Source organism: Methylobacterium iners, from assembly GCF_022179305.1.
GTDB lineage: Bacteria > Pseudomonadota > Alphaproteobacteria > Rhizobiales > Beijerinckiaceae > Methylobacterium > Methylobacterium iners.
In genome coordinates this window covers 65836-84029 of the sequence record NZ_BPQP01000049.1, presented here as the reverse complement: position 1 = coordinate 84029, position 18194 = coordinate 65836, and the positions used below count along the sequence as shown (strand labels likewise).

Here is an 18194-nt window from a genome sequence, read left to right as displayed (position 1 = left end):
TGGCGGTCAGCGCGCGTCGAGCCCGTCGATGATCCGCGTGAGGGCCGTCACCAGCCCCTCCTCGACCGTCGGATGGTAGAAAGGGCGGTCGCGCAGGTCCTGCGCCGTCTGCCCGTCCTGTATGGCCATCGCGAGGAGATGGCCGAGATGCTCCGCCTCGGGGCACAGCATCTCCGCCCCGGTCAGGCAACCCGCGCGGTCGGCATAGATCCGCAGGGCACCGGCGGCGCGGTCCATGATCCGGGCGCGGCCCTGACGTGAGAAATCGACCGCGCCGACCACCCGCTCGGCCGCGCGCTCCGGATCGTAGGTCTCGCCGACGGCGGCAGTGCCCGGATCGGTGAAGACCATGGCGAGGTTCACCCAGGGCGCGGGCGTGGCGATGCCGGTCGGCCCCGATCGGACCAGGGCCGCGGCGTTGCGGCCTGCGATCCGGCCCTGCCTCGCGGCCTCGTGCAGCACCGGGCGCGAGGCGGCAGCATCGCCCGCAACGAAGATTGGCGCGCCTTCCCCCATCAGGGTCCGGGGATCGAAGCAGGGACCGCCCTTCTCGTCGAGGCTGAGGCCGGCCTCCTCAAGCCCCAGGCCGCGCAGGCTCGGCGGCCGGCCGGCGGCGGCCAGAACCCGGTCGAAGACCCCCGATCCTCCGGCGCCGTCCTTCCCTGCCCAGGTCAGGCGGATCCCGTCGCCGGCGCTCTCGGCCCGTTCCACCTTGGTGCCGAAGTGGAGGGTCATCTCGGCCGCGAACAGCGCGTTCGCCCGGGCGACGAGGTCGGGATCCCTCAGGCCGGCGAGGGCATGGCCACCATCGAGAAGGGTGACCGCGACTCCGAGGCGGGCCATGGCCTGGGCGATCTCGATTCCGACCGGGCCGCCGCCGATCACCGCGAGCGAGCGGGGCAGGTCGGGGATCTCGAAGAGGGTGTCCGTGGTGAGAACCCGGTCGCCGAGTCCGGCGAGGAGCTCCGGCACTGCCGGGCTCGATCCGGCGGCGATCACCGCCGCGCCGAACGCGATGCGGGTGTCGCGGTCTTCCAGCACGAGGATGTCTCGCGCGACGAAGCGGGCGCGTCCGTTGACGCGGTCCTCGTTTGGGAATTTCTCGAACTCCGAGAGGACGCCGGCCACGAAACGGTCCCGCTCGCGCCGTACCCGCTGGAGCGTCGCGACCCCGTCGACGCGGATTGGCCCTGTCGCGACACCGAATTCCCCGGCCCGGCGGGCGTCGTGGGCGGCTTTCGCGGCGGTGATCAAGAGCTTCGAGGGCATGCAGCCGACCCGCGCGCAGGTCGACCCGCCCGGGCCCGCCTCGATCAGGACGGCGCGGGCGCCGGCCTCGCGGGCGGCGCGATAGGCGGCCATGCCGGCCGTGCCCGCGCCGATGACGGCGACGTCGCAGCGCAACTCACGCAACGGAGGCTCCTGCATCCGGCCGCGGCTCAGGTCGGGATGGTCATGACGGCGCCGCTGTCCACGCGGACGTTGGTGCCGGTGATGAAGCTCGCCTGCTCCGAGCAGAGGAAGGCGACGGCCGCCGCCACCTCCTCGGGCCGGCCTCGCCGCTTGAGGACCATGCCGGGGCGCTTCTCGTCGAGGAAGCTCGCGACGGCCTCGTCGAAGGAGGTGCCGTTCTCCTTCGCACGCTTCTCCATCATGGCGTCGGTCATTGGCGTCGCCACGAAGGCCGGCGAGACCACGTTCACGAGGATTCCGTCCGGTCCGTAGGCCTTGGACAGCCCCTTGGTGAGGCTGACGATGCCGGCCTTCGAGGCGCAATAGGGCAGTTCCTCGACATAGGGCTGGACGGCGTCCTCCGAGGCGAACAGCACGATCCGCCCCCAGCCGGCCTCGCGCATGGCGGGGATGAAGGCGCGGGTGACGCGCACGGCCGTCATCAGGTCGGCGTCGAGGGTGTGCAGCCAGTCCTCGTCCGAGATCTCCAAGAAGTCGCCGATGGCGCCGGTGATGCCGGCGGCCGCGACGAGGATCGTCGGAGCCTGCCCGAACAGCGTCGAGGCCGAGGCCTTCAGGCGCTGGACGTCCGCGGCCTTGGTCAGGTCGGCCTGGACGGCACGGACGTCACCGAGCGGTGCGAGCCGCTTGGCGGCCTCCCCCACCTTGTCCTGGTCGATGTCCGTCAGGACGACCTTCACGTCCTCGCGCAGCAGGTACTCGGCCGTGGCGTAGCCCATCCCGGAATCGCCGCCGGTGATGACGGCCACGCGGCCGCTGATGCCGAGATCCATGCGCTTGCCTCCGGCGGAACGTGCCTCCGTTCCCGGGGCTGACGCCCTCCGTACGGACCACCGCCCAACACTGGTGGCTGGGCATCGTTCCTCGCCTGCGGCAATGGGGCGATCCAACCCGACGGCAGCGGCGGATCAGTGGACAACTGGTCGATAATCCGTTCGTCCGACGGTTGCACGAAGCGCAGGAATGGCGTGAACCTGAGCCGTGAAGAAGATCCCGCGCTACGAACCGAACCATCTTGAGCAGGCCGGCCAGGGGCACATGGCATCCGCGGCCTTCCGGGAGGCCCTCGCCGTCTATTTCGAGTTGGCGGACGGTGATCCCTCACTGGACGCAGGCTACACGGCCATGCGGATCGGCGAGTGCTACGAAGGGCTGAGCGAGTTGCACGCGGCCCGCTACTGGTATGGTCGCGCGGTCGAGGAGAACCCGTCGGTCCCGGAGTATCGCGCGGCGCGGGCGCGGCTCGAGGATCTCGACCTAGCCGGCCTCGTCAAGGATTGAGGCCGCAATCAAGCAGGTTCGCACCTTGCCGCGCCTGCAGCCCTTAGCCTCCAAGGATCGCACGATGAGAACGACGCGGATCATGGCTCTCCTTCCGGCGCTCCTGGGCACGCCGGCCCTCGCGCAGGAGGCCGCGCCCCTGCTCACGCCCAAGCCGGTCTTCGTGCCGGGGCTCTACGAGACGGAGAGCCGCAACAGCGCGTTTCAGGATCAGCCCGCGAACGGCCAGGTCTGCATCGCCTCGGCCGATTTCGACGCCTTTCGCCGCGAGACGATCGCGCAGTATGAGGCCTCGCCGCAGTTCCTGAAGGCCTGCAAACCGAGCGACACGCGCTCGCTGGCGGACGGGTTCGCCTTCGCCATGGATTGCCGGGACTCGAAGATCGTCCTCACCTTCCACTTCAGCAAGGATCTGGTGAGCAGCACCAATCAGACGTTGATCACGCGCCGGCCAGAACATTCCTCGGAGATCCTGACCCTGATGCGCAGGGTCGGCGAGTGCCCCGGCCAGGCGAAGCCCGGCAAGGATATGTGAGCGGTCAGCACCCCCGAGGCCGGTGCGGCGCGTTGGTTATCCGCTCCCTTCGGCCTCCGTCAGCAGGCCGTCCACGAAGCCGGTCAGCCCCGTGCGCCGGGTGCGCTTCAGGCGCTCCGCGGTGAGGATGCCCTTGAGCGCGTCGAAGGCGTTTTGGAGGTCGTCGTTGACGATGACGTAGTCGTACTCGTTCCAGCGCTGGATCTCGACGCGGGCATTGGCGAGGCGCTTCTCGATGGTCTCGGGCGAGTCCTCGGCGCGGCGCTCGAGCCGGCTGCGCAGCTCGGCCATGCTGGGCGGTAGGATGAAGATCGTGACGACGTCCTCCGAGAGCTTGCCCCGGACCTGGCGCGTGCCCTGGTAGTCGATGTCGAAGATCATGTCCCGGCCCTCGGCCAGGACCCGCTCCACCGGGCGGCGCGGCGTGCCGTAGAAGTTGCCGTGCACCTCCGCCCATTCGAGGAGGTCGTCGCGGGCGCGCAAGGCGTCGAAGGCCTCGCGGTCGATGAAGTTGTAGTGACGGCCGTCGATCTCGGACGGGCGTCGCTGGCGCGTCGTCACGGAGATCGAGAGGTCGAGCCCCCAGGCGGGGTCGCCGGCCACCGCCCGCGTCAGGGTCGTCTTGCCGGCGCCCGAGGGCGAGGACAGGATCAGGATGAAGCCGCGCCGCCCGATCGTCGCCATCGTTGCCTTGATACCTATTCGACGTTCTGAACCTGCTCGCGGAATTGCTCCACCACGGCCTTCAAGTCGAGTCCGATCCGCGAGAGGGTGACGTCGCCGGCCTTGGCGCACAGCGTGTTCGCCTCGCGGCCGAGCTCCTGGGCCAGGAAGTCGAGCTTGCGCCCGATCGGGCCCCCTGCGGTGAGCAGCTCGCGCACGCTGGCGAGGTGGGCGGCGAGCCGGTCGAGTTCCTCGCGGACATCGGCCTTGGCGGCGAGCAGCACCGCCTCCTGGTGCAGCCGGGCCGGATCGAGCCCGCCGGCTTCCGTGAGCACGGCGATGGAGGCCGCGAGACGCGCGCGGACGCTCTCGGGCTGGCGAGCCGGGTTTTCCTCAGCGGCCTGTCGCAGCCGCTCCATCGCGGAGACCTGCCCCTCGATGATCTCGCGCAGCTGGCGCCCCTCCGCGCGGCGCGCCTCGACCAACTCGGCGACGAGGCGGACGACGCCCTCCGCGAGGTCGCGGGCGAGCGCGTCGGGATCGGCGCCGGGTTCCTCTTCGGATTCGATGACGCCGCGGATGCCGAGCAGCCCGTCGAGGGTGGCCGGCGCCATGCCGTCGGGCACCGGAACGCGGGCGACCGCCGCCGCGAGCTCGCAGAGGAGGGCGGTGTTGATGCGGACCCGGGCCGGGGTCTCCGGTCGGGTGAGATGGAGCGAGAGCTGGCACTGGCCGCGCGCGATGGTGCGCTGGAGCGCCGTGCGCGCCACCTCGCCCGCCGCATCGAAGCCGTTGGGCACGCGCAGGCGCACGTCGAGGCTGCGCCCATTCACGCTGCGAACCTCCCAGGCCCATTGCACGGGGCCGGTGGTGCCGGCGGCCCGGGCGAAGCCCGTCATGCTGGCGAGGATCATGGCTGCCGCAGCACCGGCACCGACTTCGCCGAGTTCAGGTCGAAGGTCTTGTTGCGCAGGGGATCGAGCTTGGTGCCCTCGGAGGCGTCGAAGGCCTTCGGCTTCGCGCCCGAGGGATCGCCCGCGCCGCCCAGGGCGAAGTTGGCACCGGCCGGGGCGTAGGCCGAGGCGCGGCCGGGGGCGGAGGGGTCGGCCGGGGGTTCGGCCTTGTCGACGGCACCGGTGCTCGCGTCCGGCGTGGGGGCTTGGCGCGCCTTCTCGACTTGGCGCCAGCGCGCCACGTTGCGGGCATGGCCCTCCAGGGTCTCGGAGAAGGCGTGGCCGCCGGTGCCGTCGGCGACGAAGAACAGGTCCTTGGTCCGCGAGGGGTTGGCCACCGCCTCCAGTGCCGCCCGGCCCGGATTGGCGATGGGCCCCGGGGGCAGGCCCTCGATGACGTAGGTGTTGTAGGGCGTCGCCCGCTCGATCTCGGAGCGCTGGATGCCGCGCCCCAGGGTACCCCGGCCGCCCACCAGCCCGTAGACGATGGTCGGGTCCGATTGCAGCTTCATGCGCTTGTTGAGGCGGTTGACGAAGACGCCGGCGACGCGGGGCCGCTCGTCGGCCCGGCCCGTCTCCTTCTCGACGATGGAGGCCAGCGTCACCATCTCGGCGGGCGTCTTCACCGGCACCTCGGCGTTGCGGCGCAGCCAGATCTGGTTGAGCACCTCGCGCTGCTTGGCGCGCATCAGGTTGAGGATCTGCTGGCGGGTGGCGCCGCGCTCGTACTTGTAGGTGTCGGGCAGGAGCGAGCCCTCCGGCGGGATCTCGTTGACCTCGCCCGAGAGCACGTCGTCGGCGTTCAGCCGCATCACGATCTGCTCGCTCGTCAGCCCCTCGGGGAAGGTGATGGCGTGCTGGACTTGCCGGCCGGTGGCGAGAACCTCGATGGTCTCGTTGATGCTGGAACGCGCCTTGAAGCTGTACTCGCCGGCCTTCAGCGCCTTGCCGCTGAGACGGGCCGCCATCTCGAAGGAGCCGGTCTGGGAGATCACGCCCTCGCGCTGCAGGGCCTCGGCGATCTCGCTGGTACCACTGCGGGGCGGGATGACCACGACCTTGTCGGCCGCGAGCGGCCCCGGCTCGCGGGTCTGACGCTCGAACAGGGTGAGGCCGATCATGGCGGCGATGGCGGCCACGACGAAGAGGGTGAGAAGTCCGCTGATCGTGCCGATCATGCCGCCGCGGCGGCGCTCGGGACGCTCCGGCGGGGGCGGTGCCGCGGTCGGCTTGATGGCCTCGCTCGGGCTGCGGGGCGAGAGCCGGTTGGGCAGCGCCGGCTCGTCGGACGCCACCGGGATGGGGTCGGGCTTCTTGCGTCTACGGAACATGGACATCCTGTTCGGTCGCACGGCCCTGCATGGCGGCGCCGCCTCGGACCCGTCAAGCGCCTTCCGGTACCCCGACGAGGGCGCGAGGGTACTGAATTTTGTGGCGAAAAGGCGTTGGCGGCGAAGCCTTGGCGGCTACCCAGTGCCCTGTTGCGATCCACCGAGCCGACCGTTCCGCACTCTGCCTATAGATGCGGAATGACAACGGGCAATCGCCTCGGACGCCAAACGCTCTTTGCCGGACCGAAACCGTGGTCTCAAGCGACGCGGCGCATCACCAAGCTCGCATTCGTCCCGCCAAATCCAAAAGAATTCGACAGCACGACATCCACCCGCTTGCGCTTGGCCTCGTGCGGCACGAGGTCGATCGGGGTCTCGACCGACGGGTTGTCGAGGTTCAGCGTGGGCGGCAGCACGCCGTCGCGGATCGCGAGGATCGAGAAGATGGCCTCGACCGAGCCGGCGGCGCCGAGCAGATGGCCGATCGCCGACTTCGTCGAGGACATCGCGGCGCGCGAGGCGGCATCGCCCAGCACGCGCTCGACGGCCTTGAGCTCGAGCTCGTCGCCCATCGGCGTCGAGGTGCCGTGGGCGTTGATGTAGTCGATCTCGCCCGGGTCGATGCCCGCTCGCTTCACGGCGGCCTGCATGCAGCGATAGGCACCGTCGCCATCGGGCGCCGGCGAGGTGATGTGGTAGGCGTCGCCCGAGAGGCCGTAGCCGATCACCTCGGCGTAGATCTTGGCGCCCCGCGCCTTGGCGTGCTCGTACTCCTCGAGCACCACGACGCCGGCGCCCTCGCCCATGACGAAGCCGTCGCGATCCTTGTCGTAGGGTCGCGAGGCACGGGTCGGGTCGTCATTGAAGCCGGTGGACAGCGCGCGGCAGGCGGCAAAGCCCGCGAGCGCGAGACGGTTCACGGGGGATTCCGCGCCGCCGGCCACCATCACGTCGGCATCGCCGAACTGGATCAGGCGGGCGGCGTCGCCAATCGCGTGGGAGCCCGTCGAGCAGGCTGTGACGACGGCGTGATTCGGACCCTTCAGCCCATGCTGGATCGAGACCTGGCCCGAGGCGAGGTTGATGATCCGACCCGGAATGAAGAAGGGCGAGATCCGCCGCGGACCCTTGTCGTGGAGCGTGACGGAGGCGTCGTAGATGCCCCCGATTCCGCCGATGCCGGAGCCGATCATCACGCCGGTGGCGCATTGATCCTCGTGGCTCTTGGGGTGCCAGTCCGCATCGTCGAGGGCCTCGCCCGCCGCCGCCATCGCGTAGACGATGAACGGATCGACCTTACGCTGCTCCTTGGGCTCCATCCAGGAATCCGGATTGAAGGCGCTGTTGCCCTCCAGCGGCACCGAGCAGGCGATGCGACAGGCGAGATCCGCGACGTCGAACGCCGTGACCTTGGTCGCCGCGCTGTCGCCGGCGATCAACCGGCTCCAGGTGGCCTCGACCCCGCTTCCCAGCGGCGTCACCATCCCCAAGCCCGTCACCACCACCCGACGCATCGCGTTATCCCGAACCGGTCCTGTCATCTGTAACGTGCGGCGCGCGGGGTCGTTCGACCCCGCTTACCAGGCGCCTTGGACGATCCTCAGGCCGAGTTCTTCTCGAGGAACTTCACGGCATCGCCGACCGTCTGGATGGTCTCCGCGGCATCGTCCGGGATCTCGACGTTGAACTCTTCCTCGAACGCCATCACGAGCTCGACGGTGTCGAGGCTGTCGGCGCCGAGGTCGTCGATGAAGTTCGCGCCCTCGACCACCTTCTCGGGCTCGACGCCCAGGTGCTCGACCACGATCTTCTTCACGCGCTCAGCGATATCGCTCATCGTTCTTGGTCCTCAAGCTATTCGGTTCTGCTGGTGAAGCGCCGTGGCCGCTGTCCCGCTTCGGGAACGTCTCAAGCGGCCGGTGTCCGATCGCGCGTGGTCGTGAAAAGCCGCAACACGCTGAACCGTCAACCCCCCTTGCTCGGCAGCCGGGGTGGTAGCACAGGGTTCCGGCGCTGGCGAGGGCCGGTTCACGAAGCGTTCAGCGTCGTGCTTTCTTGCGTCGCGCGGCGTGTCTTTCGCGTAACCTTCGCCCTCAATACATCGCCATGCCGCCGTTGACGTGCAGCGTCTGGCCGGTGACGTAGCCGGCCTCGTCCGAGGCGAGATAGACCGTCGCCGCCGCGATCTCGGCGCCCGTGCCGAGGCGGTTCATCGGCACGCGGCCGAGAATGCCCTCGCGCTGCTTCTCGTTGAGGGCGTCCGTCATCGGCGAGATGATGAAGCCCGGCGCGATGCAATTGACGGTGAGGTTGCGGCTGGCGACCTCGGCCGCGAGCGCCTTCGTCATGCCCACGAGCCCGGCCTTCGCGGCGGCGTAGTTCACCTGTCCCGGATTGCCTGTCGAACCCACCACCGAGCCGATATTGACGATGCGGCCGTAGCGGCGGCGCATCATGCCCTTCACGGCCGCGCGCGAGAGCCGGAAGGCGGCGGTGAGGTTGACCGCGATAACCGCGTCCCATTCCTCGTCCTTCATGCGCAGGAAGAGGTTGTCCCGCGTGATGCCGGCATTGTTGACGAGGATGTCGAGGCCGCCGAGCGCCGCCTCCGCCGTCGGCACCAGGGCCTCCACCGCCTCGCGCTCGGAAAGGTTCGTCTCGACGACGTGGACGCGCTCAGCCCCGAGCTCGTCGGCGAGCGCATCGAGCGCCTCGCGCCGGGTGCCGGAGATGGCGACATGCGCGCCCTGCGCGTGCAGCGCCCGGGCGATGGCGCCGCCCAGACCGCCGGTGGCGCCGGTGACGAGGGCCTTGCGGCCGGTCAGATCGAACATCGGCGGATGCCTTCGTGCTGGAGGGAGGGTCTAGGCGAGGGCCGGGAAGGCGGCGACGTCGTCGGGCGTCCCCACGGTACTGGCCCGGGCGCCTGGCGCGATCCGCTTGACTAGGCCGGTGAGGACCTTGCCGGCGCCGATCTCGTGAAAGCTATCGACCCCGGCCGCCGCCATGGCGGCGACGCTCTCGCGCCAGCGCACGGTGCCGGTGACCTGCGCGACGAGGGCGTTGCGGATGGCGTCCGGCTCCGAGACCGGCGCCGCACCGACATTCGTATAGACGGGCACGACGGGCGCGCGGGGCGGCATCGCAGCGAGCGCCGCGCGCATCGCCTCGGCCGCCGGCGCCATCAGGCTGCAATGGAAGGGGGCGGAGACATTGAGCATCACCGCCCGCTTGATGCCGCGTCCCTGCGCGATCACCACGGCCCGCTCGACGGCGGCCTTGGCGCCCGAGAGCACCACCTGGCCGGCGCCGTTGTCGTTGGCGACCTCGCAGATCGCACCCTCGCCGGCCTCCGCGGCGATGGCCGCCGCGACCTCGGGCTCGGCGCCGATCAGGGCGGCCATGGCGCCCTCCCCCGCCGCTACGGCCGATTGCATCGCCTCGCCGCGGATGCGCAGCAGGCGGGCGGCGTCGGTGATGGAGAAGGCTCCGGCCGCGGCGAGCGCCGTGTACTCGCCCAGCGAATGGCCCGCGACGCAGGCGACGTCCCGCGCGAGGTCGAGCCCGCGCTCGGCCTCCAGCACGCGAAGCGCCGCGAGGCTCGTCGCCATCAGGGCGGGCTGCGCGTTCGTCGTGAGGGTGAGCTCCTCGATCGGCCCCTCGAACATGAGGCGCGAGAGCGGCTGGCTCAGCGCCGCGTCGACCTCGTCGAAGACGGCCCGTGCTTGCGGATAGGTCTCGGCGAGCCCCCGGCCCATGCCGACCGCCTGGCTGCCCTGGCCGGGAAAGAGGAATGCGCGGCTCATTCGGCTCCCTGGATTACCCGCGACGATAAGCGCGGCGCAGTCGCACCGCCCCGTCCGGGTGTCAACCGCGGGCGATGGCTCGGTCCGACCGGCGCTTCACAAACCAAGCCCCGGTTGACACGGTTCGAAGTCGGGAGCCGAACGATGGTGCATCGAGGATCGGCGTGCGAGATCGCGATGAAGCAGACGCGTCCAGCAACGATACGCGCCCCTTGCCGAGCCGGCAAAGCGACAACGTGTTTTCGGAAGGAGCGGTGATCGTGAGAAGCCGGCGCGGGGTCGCCGCGAGCCCTGCCCTCCCCGGCGCTCCGCGTGCCGGCTGACGCGGGCGCGGGGAGGAGCCGCCTCGCCGTCGTCTCGGCGCTCGGCGTCGTGCAGATCCTCTCCTGGGGCTCGTCCTTCTACCTGCTCGGCGTCCTCGCGGCCCCGATCGCCGGGGAGACGGGCTGGCCGCTCGCCTGGGTGTTCGGCGGGCTGACGATCGGCCTGCTCGTGGCCGGTCTGGCCTCGCCGCGCGTCGGGGGCATCATCGGCGAGCACGGCGGCCGGCCGGTGCTCGTCGCCTCGGCCCTCCTGCTCGCGACGGGCCTCGTCCTCCTCGGTCTTGCCCCGTCCCTTCCGATCTTCCTCGCCGGCTGGCTCCTGATCGGCCTCGGCATGGGCTGCGGCCTGTACGATCCGGCCTTCGCGACGCTCGCCCGGCTCTACGGCGCCGAGGCCCGGCAGGCCATCACCAGGCTGACCCTGTGGGGCGGGTTCGCGAGCACCGTGAGCTGGCCCCTGTCGGCGTTCCTCGTCAACCACGTCGGCTGGCGCGGGGCCTGTTTCGCCTATGCCGGCCTGCAGATCACCGTGTCGCTGCCGCTGATCCTGCTGCTGATTCCCCGGGCTCCGGCGTGTCCGCCCGCTCGCGACGGCAGCCCCCGAACGGCGGTCGCCCTCGCGCCGCCGGAGCGGGCGCCGTTCCTGCTGATGTCCGGCATCCTCGTCCTGGGCGGCGCGGTCATGAGCCTGCTCTCGGCCCATATCCTGACCTTGCTCCAGGCGGATGGCGTGCCGCTCGCCTCGGCGGTGGCCTTCGGCGCGCTCATCGGGCCCTCCCAGGTCGCGGCGCGCCTCGTCGAAATGGCCGGACGCGGGCGGCACCACCCGCTCTGGACCTTGACGGCCGCGATGAGCCTGATCGCCATCGGCATCGCGATGCTGGCACTCGGCCTTCCCTCGATCGCGCTCGCGTTGGTCCTCTACGGGGCCGGCAACGGGATCTACTCGATCGCGCGCGGGACCGTGCCCCTCGTCCTGTTCGGCCCGGAACGCTACGGGCCGTTGATCGGCCGCCTGGCCGCGCCCGGCCTGGTCGCCCAGGCGCTGGCGCCGCTCCTGGGCGCCTTCGTGCTGGCGCATGGCGGCGCGGGCGTCGCCTTCTGCCTGCTTGCCGGCCTCGCCCTGCTGAATGTCGGGCTCGTCGGGGCCCTGTGGATCTACGTCAGGAGGCGCTGAGCGGCGGCTCCGCGGAACCCCACCGCTTGTTGCGCCGCGCCGGCCGGTGTAAGAGGCGCGCTCAGCCCCCGACGACTTGCGTTTCAGAGAAGGAGCCGCCCGCGATGGCTCGCGTCACCGTTGAAGATTGCATCGACAAGGTCGAGAACCGGTTCGAGCTCGTGCTGCTCGCGAGCCACCGCGCCCGCCTGCTCGCCGCAGGCGCTCCCCTGACGATCGATCGCGACCGCGACAAGAACCCCGTCTGCGCCCTGCGCGAGATCGGCGATGCCACGATCACGGCCGACGACCTCAAGGAGCAGCTCATCCACTCGATGCAGAAATACGTCGAGGTCGACGAGCCCGAGGCCGAGACCGTGCCGCTCCTGTCGAGTTCGCCGGCCGCCGCCTCCGTCGCGCCCCAGGCGTCGAGTGACGACAGCGCCGTGCAGTTCGACCGCATGAGCGAGGAAGACCTGCTGCGCGGCCTCGAGAACCTCGCGCCCCCGACCGAGACGGACGAGGACGTCGAGTAAGGCGTCGGCGATCGAAGGAAGAGCGACGAAGAACCCGGCCCCCGCGCCGGGTTTTCTCGTTGGAGCGCCCGAATTCGCGGCTCTGCGACGCCGTGGGTCTGGCGCCTGCGCCCGCGATGCGGGACAGTCCGACCCAAGAGGCGGGGCGCCGAGCGTGAAAGGGTGTTTTGGCGGATGATGCGCCAGTACGAACTCGTGGAGCGGGTCAAGCGCTACAACCCCGCCACGAACGAGGCCCTGCTCAACCGCGCCTACGTCTACGCGATGCGGGCCCATGGCACCCAGAAGCGGGCCTCGGGCGACCCGTTCTTCGCCCATCCCCTCGAAGTCGCCGGGATCCTCACCGATCTTCGCCTCGACGACGCGACGATCGTGGCGGCGGTGCTGCACGACACCGTCGAGGACACGGCCGCGACCCTCGACGAGATCTCGGAGCTGTTCAGCCCCGAGATCGGCGCGCTGGTCGACGGATTGACCAAGCTGAAGCGCCTCGACCTCGTCTCGAAGCGGGCGGCCCAGGGCGAGAACTTCCGCAAGCTCCTGCTCGCGGTCGCGGCGGACGTGCGCGTGCTGCTGGTCAAGCTCGCCGACCGCCTCCACAACATGCGCACCCTCCACCACATGCCGCCGGAGAAGCGGGTGCGGATCGCCGAGGAGACGCTCGACATCTATGCGCCGCTCGCGGGCCGCATGGGCATGCAGGAGCTGCGCGAGGAGCTGGAAGACCTCGCCTTCCGCAACCTGAAGCCCGAGATCTACGGAACGATCACGCAGCGGCTCTCCGATCTCTCGACGAAGTCCGAGCGCCTCGTCGAGAGCATCGAGCGGGATCTCATGGCCAAGCTCTCGGCCCAGGGGATCGCCGCCGAGGTCACGGGCCGGCGCAAGCGGCCCTACTCGATCTGGTCGAAGATGGAGCGGAAATCCGTCGCCTTCGAGCAGTTGTCGGACATCTTCGGCTTCCGCGTCGTGGTCGAGGAACTGGCCGATTGCTACGGCGCGCTCGGCGTCGTCCACACGAGCTGGCCGATGGTGCCGGGCCGATACAAGGACTACATCTCGACGCCGAAGCAGAACGATTACTGCTCGATCCACACCACCGTGATCGGCCCCAAGAGCCAGCGCGTCGAGCTGCAGATCCGCACGCGGACGATGGACGAGGTCGCCGAGTACGGCATCGCCGCGCACGCCCATTATAAGGACGCCGCCGGCGCCATCCACCCGAAGCTCGCCACGGAGAGCGGCGCCTATCAGTGGCTGCGCCGCACCATCGAGCTTCTGGCCGAGGGCGACAGCCCGGAGGAGTTCCTGGAGCACACCAAGCTCGAGCTCTTCCAGGACCAGGTCTTCTGCTTCACGCCCAAGGGCCGGCTCATCGCCCTGCCGCGCGGCGCGACGCCGATCGACTTCGCCTATGCCGTGCATACGGATGTCGGCAACTCGGCGGTGGGCGCCAAGATCAACGGTCGCATGGCGCCGCTCCTCTACGAGCTCGCCAACGGCGACGAGGTCGAGATCGCCCGCTCCGACGGCCAGTCGCCGCCGGCGGCCTGGGAGAGCCTCGTCGTCACGGGCAAGGCCCGCGCCGCGATCCGCCGCGCCACCCGCGTCGCGGTCCGCCGGCAATATGCCGGCCTCGGCCGCCAGATCCTCGATCGGGCCTTCGAGCGCGCCGGCAAAAGCTTCTCCGAGGACAAGCTGCGCGGTGCCCTGCCCCGGCTCGCCCGCGCCTCGACCGAGGACGTCTTCGCCGCGGTCGGGCGCGGCGAGATGTTCTCCGGCGACGTGGTCAAGGCGGTCTACCCCGACTTCAAGGACGAGCGGCGCCCGGCCCCGGCGCCGAGCCCCACCCAACTGGGAGCGGCAGGGGCCGGCCGGCTGACCTTGTCGAAGGATCAGACCATGCGCCTGACCTTCCCGGGCGGGGCGGACGGCGACATCGCGCGCAGCGAGGCTATCCCGATCCGGGGCCTCGACGACGACCTGCCCGTCAGCTTCGCGCCCAATGGCGGCGCCGTACCCGGTGACCGCATCGTCGGCATCCTGACGCCCGGAATCGGCGTCACGATCTACCCGATCCAGTCGGCGGCGCTCGCCGCCTTCGACAACGAGCCGGCGCGCTGGCTCGACGTGCGCTGGGACGTGGAGGCGGGCACCACCGAGCGCTTTCCCGCCAAGCTCGCCCTGCAATCCATCAACGAGCCCGGCGTGCTCGCCCAGATCGCCCAGGTCATCGCCGACCACGACGGCAACATCGACAACGTCTCGATGAAGCGGCGCACGCAGGATTTCACCGAGATCACGATCGACCTCTCGGTCTGGGACCTCAAGCACCTCACCGCCATCATCGCCGAACTACGCGGCAAGCGCGCGGTGGCGCGGGTGGACCGGGTGAACGGGTGAGGCGCGGTCGGCTTGCCTCCCGTTCCCTGCCCTGCCAGAACCGCCCGCATCCCCTCCTGGAGCCAGCGCGATGAGTCCTGACGATGTGCTCGCCGAGTTCCGCGACGCCGGCGCGCTGCTCGAAGGCCATTTCGTCCTCAGCTCCGGCCTGCATTCCGGCGTGTTCCTGCAGAAGATGGCGATCTTTTCCGATCCGGTGCGCACCGAGCGCCTCTGCCGCGCCCTGGCCCAGTCCATCGCGGAGCGCTTCGGGCGGATCGACATCGTGGTCTCGCCTGCGATCGGCGGCATCGTGCCGGGCTACGAGACCGCCCGCCACCTCGGCGCCAGGGCGGTCTTCGTCGAGCGCGATCCCGGCGGACCCTTCAGCCTGCGCCGGGGCTTCAGCATCCCGGCCGGCACCCGTGCCGTCATCGTCGAGGACATCGTGACGACGGGTCTGTCGGCGCGCGAATGCCTTGCCTCGCTCAGAGGCGAGGCGGGAGAGATCGTCGGCGCAGCCTGCCTGATCGATCGGTCCGGCGGACGCGGCGAGATCGGCTTGCCCCTCGTCACCCTCGTCACCCTGGACATCCCCGCCTATCCGGCCGACGCCCTGCCGCCCGAGCTGGCCGCCCTCCCCGCCGTCAAGCCCGGCAGCCGGCTGATCCCGACCGCTTGATGGGAATAGGAAGGTGGAGGAGCCCGCACGCCCTTCCCTCCGCCGTCACGCAGGCCTATACTTTCATCTACTCGCGGGTTTTACGCGATTTTTCTTCTCACTTCCCGTTGTCAGCGCTGCCCCTTGCAGGGCGGCGGCGCGGAACCGCTCGTTCGGGTCCGATCTCTTGTTCATCGAAAGACGACACGATTGCGCCTGATCACCTGATCGTAACCTCGCGACCCTAATCCATTATGCGACCGCCCTCATCGGTCGCACCGAAATCCGTCGAGACATCACTCCGGATCAAGTTGGTCTTTCATTTCGTAAGTTCTGGTTCGTATTGGATATTTGAATGAGTGCACAGCAACGGACGGCCCTGTTCATCGACGGCGCCAATCTCTACGCGGCGACCAAGTCACTGGGTTTCGATATCGATTACAAGAGATTGTTGAAGGAATATCAGATCCGAGTAAATCTCATCCGGGCGTTCTACTATACTGCCATGGTCGAGGATCAGGAGTATTCCTCCATCCGGCCGTTGATCGATTGGCTCGACTACAACGGCTACCGGGTCGTGACGAAGCCGGCCAAGGAGTTCACGGACTCCTCGGGCCGTCGCAAGATCAAGGGCAACATGGACATTGAGCTTGCGATCGATGCTCTCGAACTCGCCCCCTATATCGACCACATGGTGCTGTTCTCCGGCGACGGCGATTTTCGCTCGCTGGTCGAGGCGATGCAGCGGCGCGGCGTGCGCGTGACCGTCGTCTCGACGATCCAGACCCAGCCGCCGATGGTCTCGGACGAGCTGCGCCGGCAGGCGGACGAGTTCCTGGACCTCGTCCAGCTCATCGCCCGGATCGGCCGCGACCCCAGTGAGCGCACGGTCCGCGCACAGGGCGAGAACGGCGGGCGTCGCGAGTTCACCGAGCGTCCGGCCCGGCCGAGCCCGGCTCTCGAGAGCCGCTACGGCATCCGGCAGCCGGACGATCCGGCGGAGGGCTGAGCCCTCAGGCCGCGTCGAGCCAGGCGACGGCCTCGGCCGCGCTGCGGTCGGGCGGGAAGACGGGGTAGAACGCCTTGGTCACCCGCCCGTCATCGAGCACGAGGGTGAGGCGCTTCAGGAGTGTCAGGCCGCCGGCCTCGAAGGTCGGCAGGCGTGCGGCCATCGCGAGGGCGCAGGACACGTCCGAGAGCAGCGGGAACGGCAGGTGCAGGCGGGTGGCCGCCTCGCGCTGGTAGGCGCTGGTCTGGGTCGAGAGGCCGTAGACCCGGGCGACGCCGCGCCGGACGAGTTCGGCATGGTGATCGCGGAACGAGCAGGCCTGTGGCGTGCAGCCCCGCGCACCGGGAATCGCGTCCCATTGGTCCACGAGATTGGACTGGCCCGGCTCGCCGGTGCGCGGATAGGCGTAGACGATGGTGCGGCCGGGCAGGTGCGCCAGGGTGACCTGAGTCCCGTCGGTAGCGAGCAGCGACACGTCCGGCAGGCGCATGCCTTCGAGATGCGCGGCGGCCCCGTCGTCGACGGGCGCCGGCAGGTCGGCGGGCAGGCTCGCAAAATCCGGATTCATGTCCCTATCCCCTGTCGCGAAGGATCCGCGCGCGGTCGCGGTCCCAATCCCGCTGCTTCGAGGTCTCGCGCTTGTCGTGGAGCTTCTTGCCGCGGCCGAGGCCGAGCTCGACCTTCGCGCGGCCGCGGTCGTTGAAATAGATCTTCAGCGGCACGACCGTGTAGCCCTCCCGCTGCGTCGCCCCGATCAGCTTGTCGATCTGGCGGCGGTGCAGGAGCAGGCGGCGCGGCCGCTTCGTGTCGTGGTTGAAGCGGTTGGCTTCGAGATATTCGGGGATGTAGGCGTTGAACAGCATGAGATCGTCTCCCGACGGGCCCGCATAGGCCTCGCCGATCGTCGCCTTGCCGGTGCGCAGGGACTTCACCTCGGTGCCGGTGAGCGCGATGCCCGCCTCGAGGGTGTCCGAGATCTCGTAATGGTACCGGGCGGCGCGGTTGTCGGCGACGATGCGGCGGGAAGGTTCGGGTTTCGGGGCCATCTCATCGCCGGTTCGGGCCGGCGCTTCTGGGCCGGCTCAGGATATATGGTTCGCCGGGGGCGCAGACACGAGAGGCCTCAGCCCTCGAGCAGCCCCGCGTGCCGCAGCGCGGCGTCGACCGTCGCCTTGGTGGAATCGCTGACCGCCAGGAGCGGCAGCCGCACGTCCTCGGTCATGAGGCCGAGCCGGGCGAGCGCGTACTTCACCGGCGAGGGATTGGTCTCGATGAACAGGCTCGTGTGCAGCGGCATCAGTCGATCCTGAAGCTGCAGCGCCTTGGCGTAGTCGCCGGACAATGTCGCCTCCTGCAGGTCCGCGCAGAGACGCGGCGCGACATTGGACACGACCGAGATGCAGCCGCAGCCGCCATGCGCATTAAAGCCGAGCGCCGTCGCATCTTCGCCTGAAAGCTGGACGAAATCTTCGCCCATGGCTTGGCGTTGCAGGCTGACACGGTCGAGCTTGGCCGTGGCGTCCTTCACGCCGGCGATGTTCTTCAGCTCGTACAGGCGCGCCATCGTCTCGACGCTCATGTCGACGATGGAGCGGCCGGGGATGTTGTAGATGATGATCCGGATGCCGACGGCGTCGTTGACGGCCTTGAAATGCGCGTAGAGCCCGTCCTGCGTCGGCTTGTTGTAGTAGGGCGTGACGACGAGCACGGCATCGGCGCCGGCCTCCTCCGCGTGCCGCGAACGCTCGACGGCCTCGGCGGTCGAGTTCGAGCCGGCGCCCGCGATCACCGGCACCCGGCCGGCGGCCACCTCGATGCACACCTCGACCACGCGGTCGTGCTCGGCATGGCTGAGCGTCGGGCTCTCGCCGGTCGTCCCCGTCGGCACCAGGCCGTGGATGCCCTGGTTGATCTGCCAGTTCACGAAGGCGCGGAACGCGGCCTCGTCGAAGGCGCCGTCGCGGAAGGGCGTTGCGAGCGCGGTCATCGCTCCCCGAAGGCGGCGGGTCTGTGTGTCGGTCATCCTGGCGTTCCCGGCCGTCGGTCTCTCTGGGCGCCGGGCGTCCGGCGAAGGCGCGCAGACAT

The 18194-nt window shown here is 69.7% G+C and carries 19 protein-coding genes; 7 read left to right on the top strand and 12 right to left on the bottom strand.

Features of this window, described 5'->3' with window-relative positions; translation table 11 throughout:
• Positions 1–6: 6 nt before the first annotated feature.
• Both MFF55_RS16000 and MFF55_RS15995 read right to left on the bottom strand, forming a co-directional pair.
• The gene (locus MFF55_RS16000) at positions 7–1413 is read right to left on the bottom strand and encodes a dihydrolipoyl dehydrogenase (RefSeq protein WP_238245094.1); all 1407 of its coding nucleotides are present in this window, start codon (positions 1411–1413) and stop codon (positions 7–9) included.
• Between the two features lie 26 nt (positions 1414–1439).
• Positions 1440–2246 carry an SDR family NAD(P)-dependent oxidoreductase gene (locus MFF55_RS15995; RefSeq protein WP_238245093.1) on the bottom strand — a complete coding sequence of 269 codons (807 nt, stop codon included), beginning with the start codon at positions 2244–2246 and terminating at the stop codon, positions 1440–1442.
• 208 nt (positions 2247–2454) lie between these two features.
• On the opposite strand from MFF55_RS15995, the gene MFF55_RS15990 reads away from it, so the two are divergent.
• Entirely contained in the window at positions 2455–2754 is a 300-nt protein-coding gene (locus tag MFF55_RS15990; RefSeq protein WP_238245092.1) for a tetratricopeptide repeat protein, read from the top strand.
• Between the two features lie 82 nt (positions 2755–2836).
• The gene (locus MFF55_RS15985) at positions 2837–3289 is read left to right on the top strand and encodes a DUF3617 domain-containing protein (RefSeq protein WP_238245091.1); all 453 of its coding nucleotides are present in this window, start codon (positions 2837–2839) and stop codon (positions 3287–3289) included.
• Between the two features lie 36 nt (positions 3290–3325).
• Here the strand turns inward: MFF55_RS15985 and gmk are convergent, their stop codons facing one another.
• The 7 genes from gmk to fabD all read right to left on the bottom strand — a co-directional run bounded on the left by gmk (position 3326) and on the right by fabD (position 10042).
• On the bottom strand, positions 3326–3973 hold the full coding sequence (gmk, locus tag MFF55_RS15980) for a guanylate kinase (RefSeq protein WP_238245090.1): 648 nt from the start codon (positions 3971–3973) through the stop codon (positions 3326–3328).
• Positions 3974–3987: 14 nt separating this feature from the next.
• Entirely contained in the window at positions 3988–4866 is an 879-nt protein-coding gene (locus tag MFF55_RS15975; protein WP_238245089.1) for a YicC/YloC family endoribonuclease, read from the bottom strand.
• A complete protein-coding gene (mltG, locus tag MFF55_RS15970) occupies positions 4863–6236 on the bottom strand; it encodes an endolytic transglycosylase MltG (protein WP_238245088.1) in 1374 nt (457 codons plus the stop codon). Before mltG ends, MFF55_RS15975 begins: the two co-directional genes overlap by 4 nt.
• A 257-nt stretch (positions 6237–6493) precedes the next feature.
• Positions 6494–7750 carry a beta-ketoacyl-ACP synthase II gene (gene fabF, locus MFF55_RS15965; RefSeq protein ID WP_238245087.1) on the bottom strand — a complete coding sequence of 419 codons (1257 nt, stop codon included), beginning with the start codon at positions 7748–7750 and terminating at the stop codon, positions 6494–6496.
• 86 nt (positions 7751–7836) lie between these two features.
• Positions 7837–8073: an acyl carrier protein gene (locus MFF55_RS15960; RefSeq protein WP_018044468.1), complete on the bottom strand. Its 237-nt coding sequence runs from the start codon at positions 8071–8073 to the stop codon at positions 7837–7839.
• 256 nt (positions 8074–8329) lie between these two features.
• On the bottom strand, positions 8330–9070 hold the full coding sequence (gene fabG, locus MFF55_RS15955; protein ID WP_238245086.1) for a 3-oxoacyl-[acyl-carrier-protein] reductase: 741 nt from the start codon (positions 9068–9070) through the stop codon (positions 8330–8332).
• 30 nt (positions 9071–9100) lie between these two features.
• Entirely contained in the window at positions 9101–10042 is a 942-nt protein-coding gene (fabD, locus tag MFF55_RS15950; RefSeq protein ID WP_238245085.1) for an ACP S-malonyltransferase, read from the bottom strand.
• Between the two features lie 312 nt (positions 10043–10354).
• On the opposite strand from fabD, the gene MFF55_RS15945 reads away from it, so the two are divergent.
• The 5 genes from MFF55_RS15945 (at position 10355) to MFF55_RS15925 (ending at position 16109) form a co-directional block, all read left to right on the top strand.
• The gene (locus tag MFF55_RS15945; protein WP_238245084.1) at positions 10355–11542 is read left to right on the top strand and encodes an MFS transporter; all 1188 of its coding nucleotides are present in this window, start codon (positions 10355–10357) and stop codon (positions 11540–11542) included.
• A gap of 104 nt (positions 11543–11646) precedes the next feature.
• A complete protein-coding gene (gene rpoZ, locus MFF55_RS15940) occupies positions 11647–12057 on the top strand; it encodes a DNA-directed RNA polymerase subunit omega (RefSeq protein ID WP_238245083.1) in 411 nt (136 codons plus the stop codon).
• A gap of 174 nt (positions 12058–12231) precedes the next feature.
• Positions 12232–14460 carry a RelA/SpoT family protein gene (locus MFF55_RS15935; protein ID WP_238245082.1) on the top strand — a complete coding sequence of 743 codons (2229 nt, stop codon included), beginning with the start codon at positions 12232–12234 and terminating at the stop codon, positions 14458–14460.
• 70 nt (positions 14461–14530) lie between these two features.
• Positions 14531–15121: an orotate phosphoribosyltransferase gene (gene pyrE / locus MFF55_RS15930; RefSeq protein WP_238245081.1), complete on the top strand. Its 591-nt coding sequence runs from the start codon at positions 14531–14533 to the stop codon at positions 15119–15121.
• A 334-nt stretch (positions 15122–15455) separates the two neighbouring features.
• Positions 15456–16109 (top strand): LabA-like NYN domain-containing protein, encoded by a 654-nt coding sequence (locus MFF55_RS15925; protein ID WP_238245080.1) that lies wholly within the window; start codon positions 15456–15458, stop codon positions 16107–16109.
• Positions 16110–16113: 4 nt separating this feature from the next.
• On the opposite strand, the gene MFF55_RS15920 is transcribed toward MFF55_RS15925, so the two are convergent.
• From MFF55_RS15920 to dapA, 3 genes are all read right to left on the bottom strand, one after another.
• A complete protein-coding gene (locus tag MFF55_RS15920) occupies positions 16114–16677 on the bottom strand; it encodes a peroxiredoxin (RefSeq protein ID WP_238245079.1) in 564 nt (187 codons plus the stop codon).
• Positions 16678–16681: 4 nt separating this feature from the next.
• A complete protein-coding gene (smpB, locus tag MFF55_RS15915; protein WP_238245078.1) occupies positions 16682–17155 on the bottom strand; it encodes an SsrA-binding protein SmpB in 474 nt (157 codons plus the stop codon).
• A 77-nt stretch (positions 17156–17232) separates the two neighbouring features.
• Positions 17233–18132 (bottom strand): 4-hydroxy-tetrahydrodipicolinate synthase, encoded by a 900-nt coding sequence (dapA, locus tag MFF55_RS15910; RefSeq protein WP_238245077.1) that lies wholly within the window; start codon positions 18130–18132, stop codon positions 17233–17235.
• Positions 18133–18194: the final 62 nt, after the last annotated feature.

Bases quoted from the DNA above. Each gene is read 5' to 3' on its own strand.
- MFF55_RS15935 (WP_238245082.1), top strand. From the start codon at position 12,232: ATGATGCGCCAGTACGAACTCGTGGAGCGGGTCAAGCGCTACAACCCC.
- dapA (WP_238245077.1), bottom strand. From the start codon at position 18,132: ATGACCGACACACAGACCCGCCGCCTTCGGGGAGCGATGACCGCGCTC.
- MFF55_RS15975 (WP_238245089.1), bottom strand. From the start codon at position 4,866: ATGATCCTCGCCAGCATGACGGGCTTCGCCCGGGCCGCCGGCACCACC.
- MFF55_RS15925 (WP_238245080.1), top strand. From the start codon at position 15,456: ATGAGTGCACAGCAACGGACGGCCCTGTTCATCGACGGCGCCAATCTC.
- pyrE (WP_238245081.1), top strand. From the start codon at position 14,531: ATGAGTCCTGACGATGTGCTCGCCGAGTTCCGCGACGCCGGCGCGCTG.
- MFF55_RS15960 (WP_018044468.1), bottom strand. From the start codon at position 8,073: ATGAGCGATATCGCTGAGCGCGTGAAGAAGATCGTGGTCGAGCACCTG.
- fabD (WP_238245085.1), bottom strand. From the start codon at position 10,042: ATGAGCCGCGCATTCCTCTTTCCCGGCCAGGGCAGCCAGGCGGTCGGC.
- fabF (WP_238245087.1), bottom strand. From the start codon at position 7,750: ATGCGTCGGGTGGTGGTGACGGGCTTGGGGATGGTGACGCCGCTGGGA.
- MFF55_RS15995 (WP_238245093.1), bottom strand. From the start codon at position 2,246: ATGGATCTCGGCATCAGCGGCCGCGTGGCCGTCATCACCGGCGGCGAT.
- MFF55_RS15920 (WP_238245079.1), bottom strand. From the start codon at position 16,677: ATGAATCCGGATTTTGCGAGCCTGCCCGCCGACCTGCCGGCGCCCGTC.
- rpoZ (WP_238245083.1), top strand. From the start codon at position 11,647: ATGGCTCGCGTCACCGTTGAAGATTGCATCGACAAGGTCGAGAACCGG.
- gmk (WP_238245090.1), bottom strand. From the start codon at position 3,973: ATGGCGACGATCGGGCGGCGCGGCTTCATCCTGATCCTGTCCTCGCCC.
- MFF55_RS15985 (WP_238245091.1), top strand. From the start codon at position 2,837: ATGGCTCTCCTTCCGGCGCTCCTGGGCACGCCGGCCCTCGCGCAGGAG.
- smpB (WP_238245078.1), bottom strand. From the start codon at position 17,155: ATGGCCCCGAAACCCGAACCTTCCCGCCGCATCGTCGCCGACAACCGC.
- fabG (WP_238245086.1), bottom strand. From the start codon at position 9,070: ATGTTCGATCTGACCGGCCGCAAGGCCCTCGTCACCGGCGCCACCGGC.
- mltG (WP_238245088.1), bottom strand. From the start codon at position 6,236: ATGTTCCGTAGACGCAAGAAGCCCGACCCCATCCCGGTGGCGTCCGAC.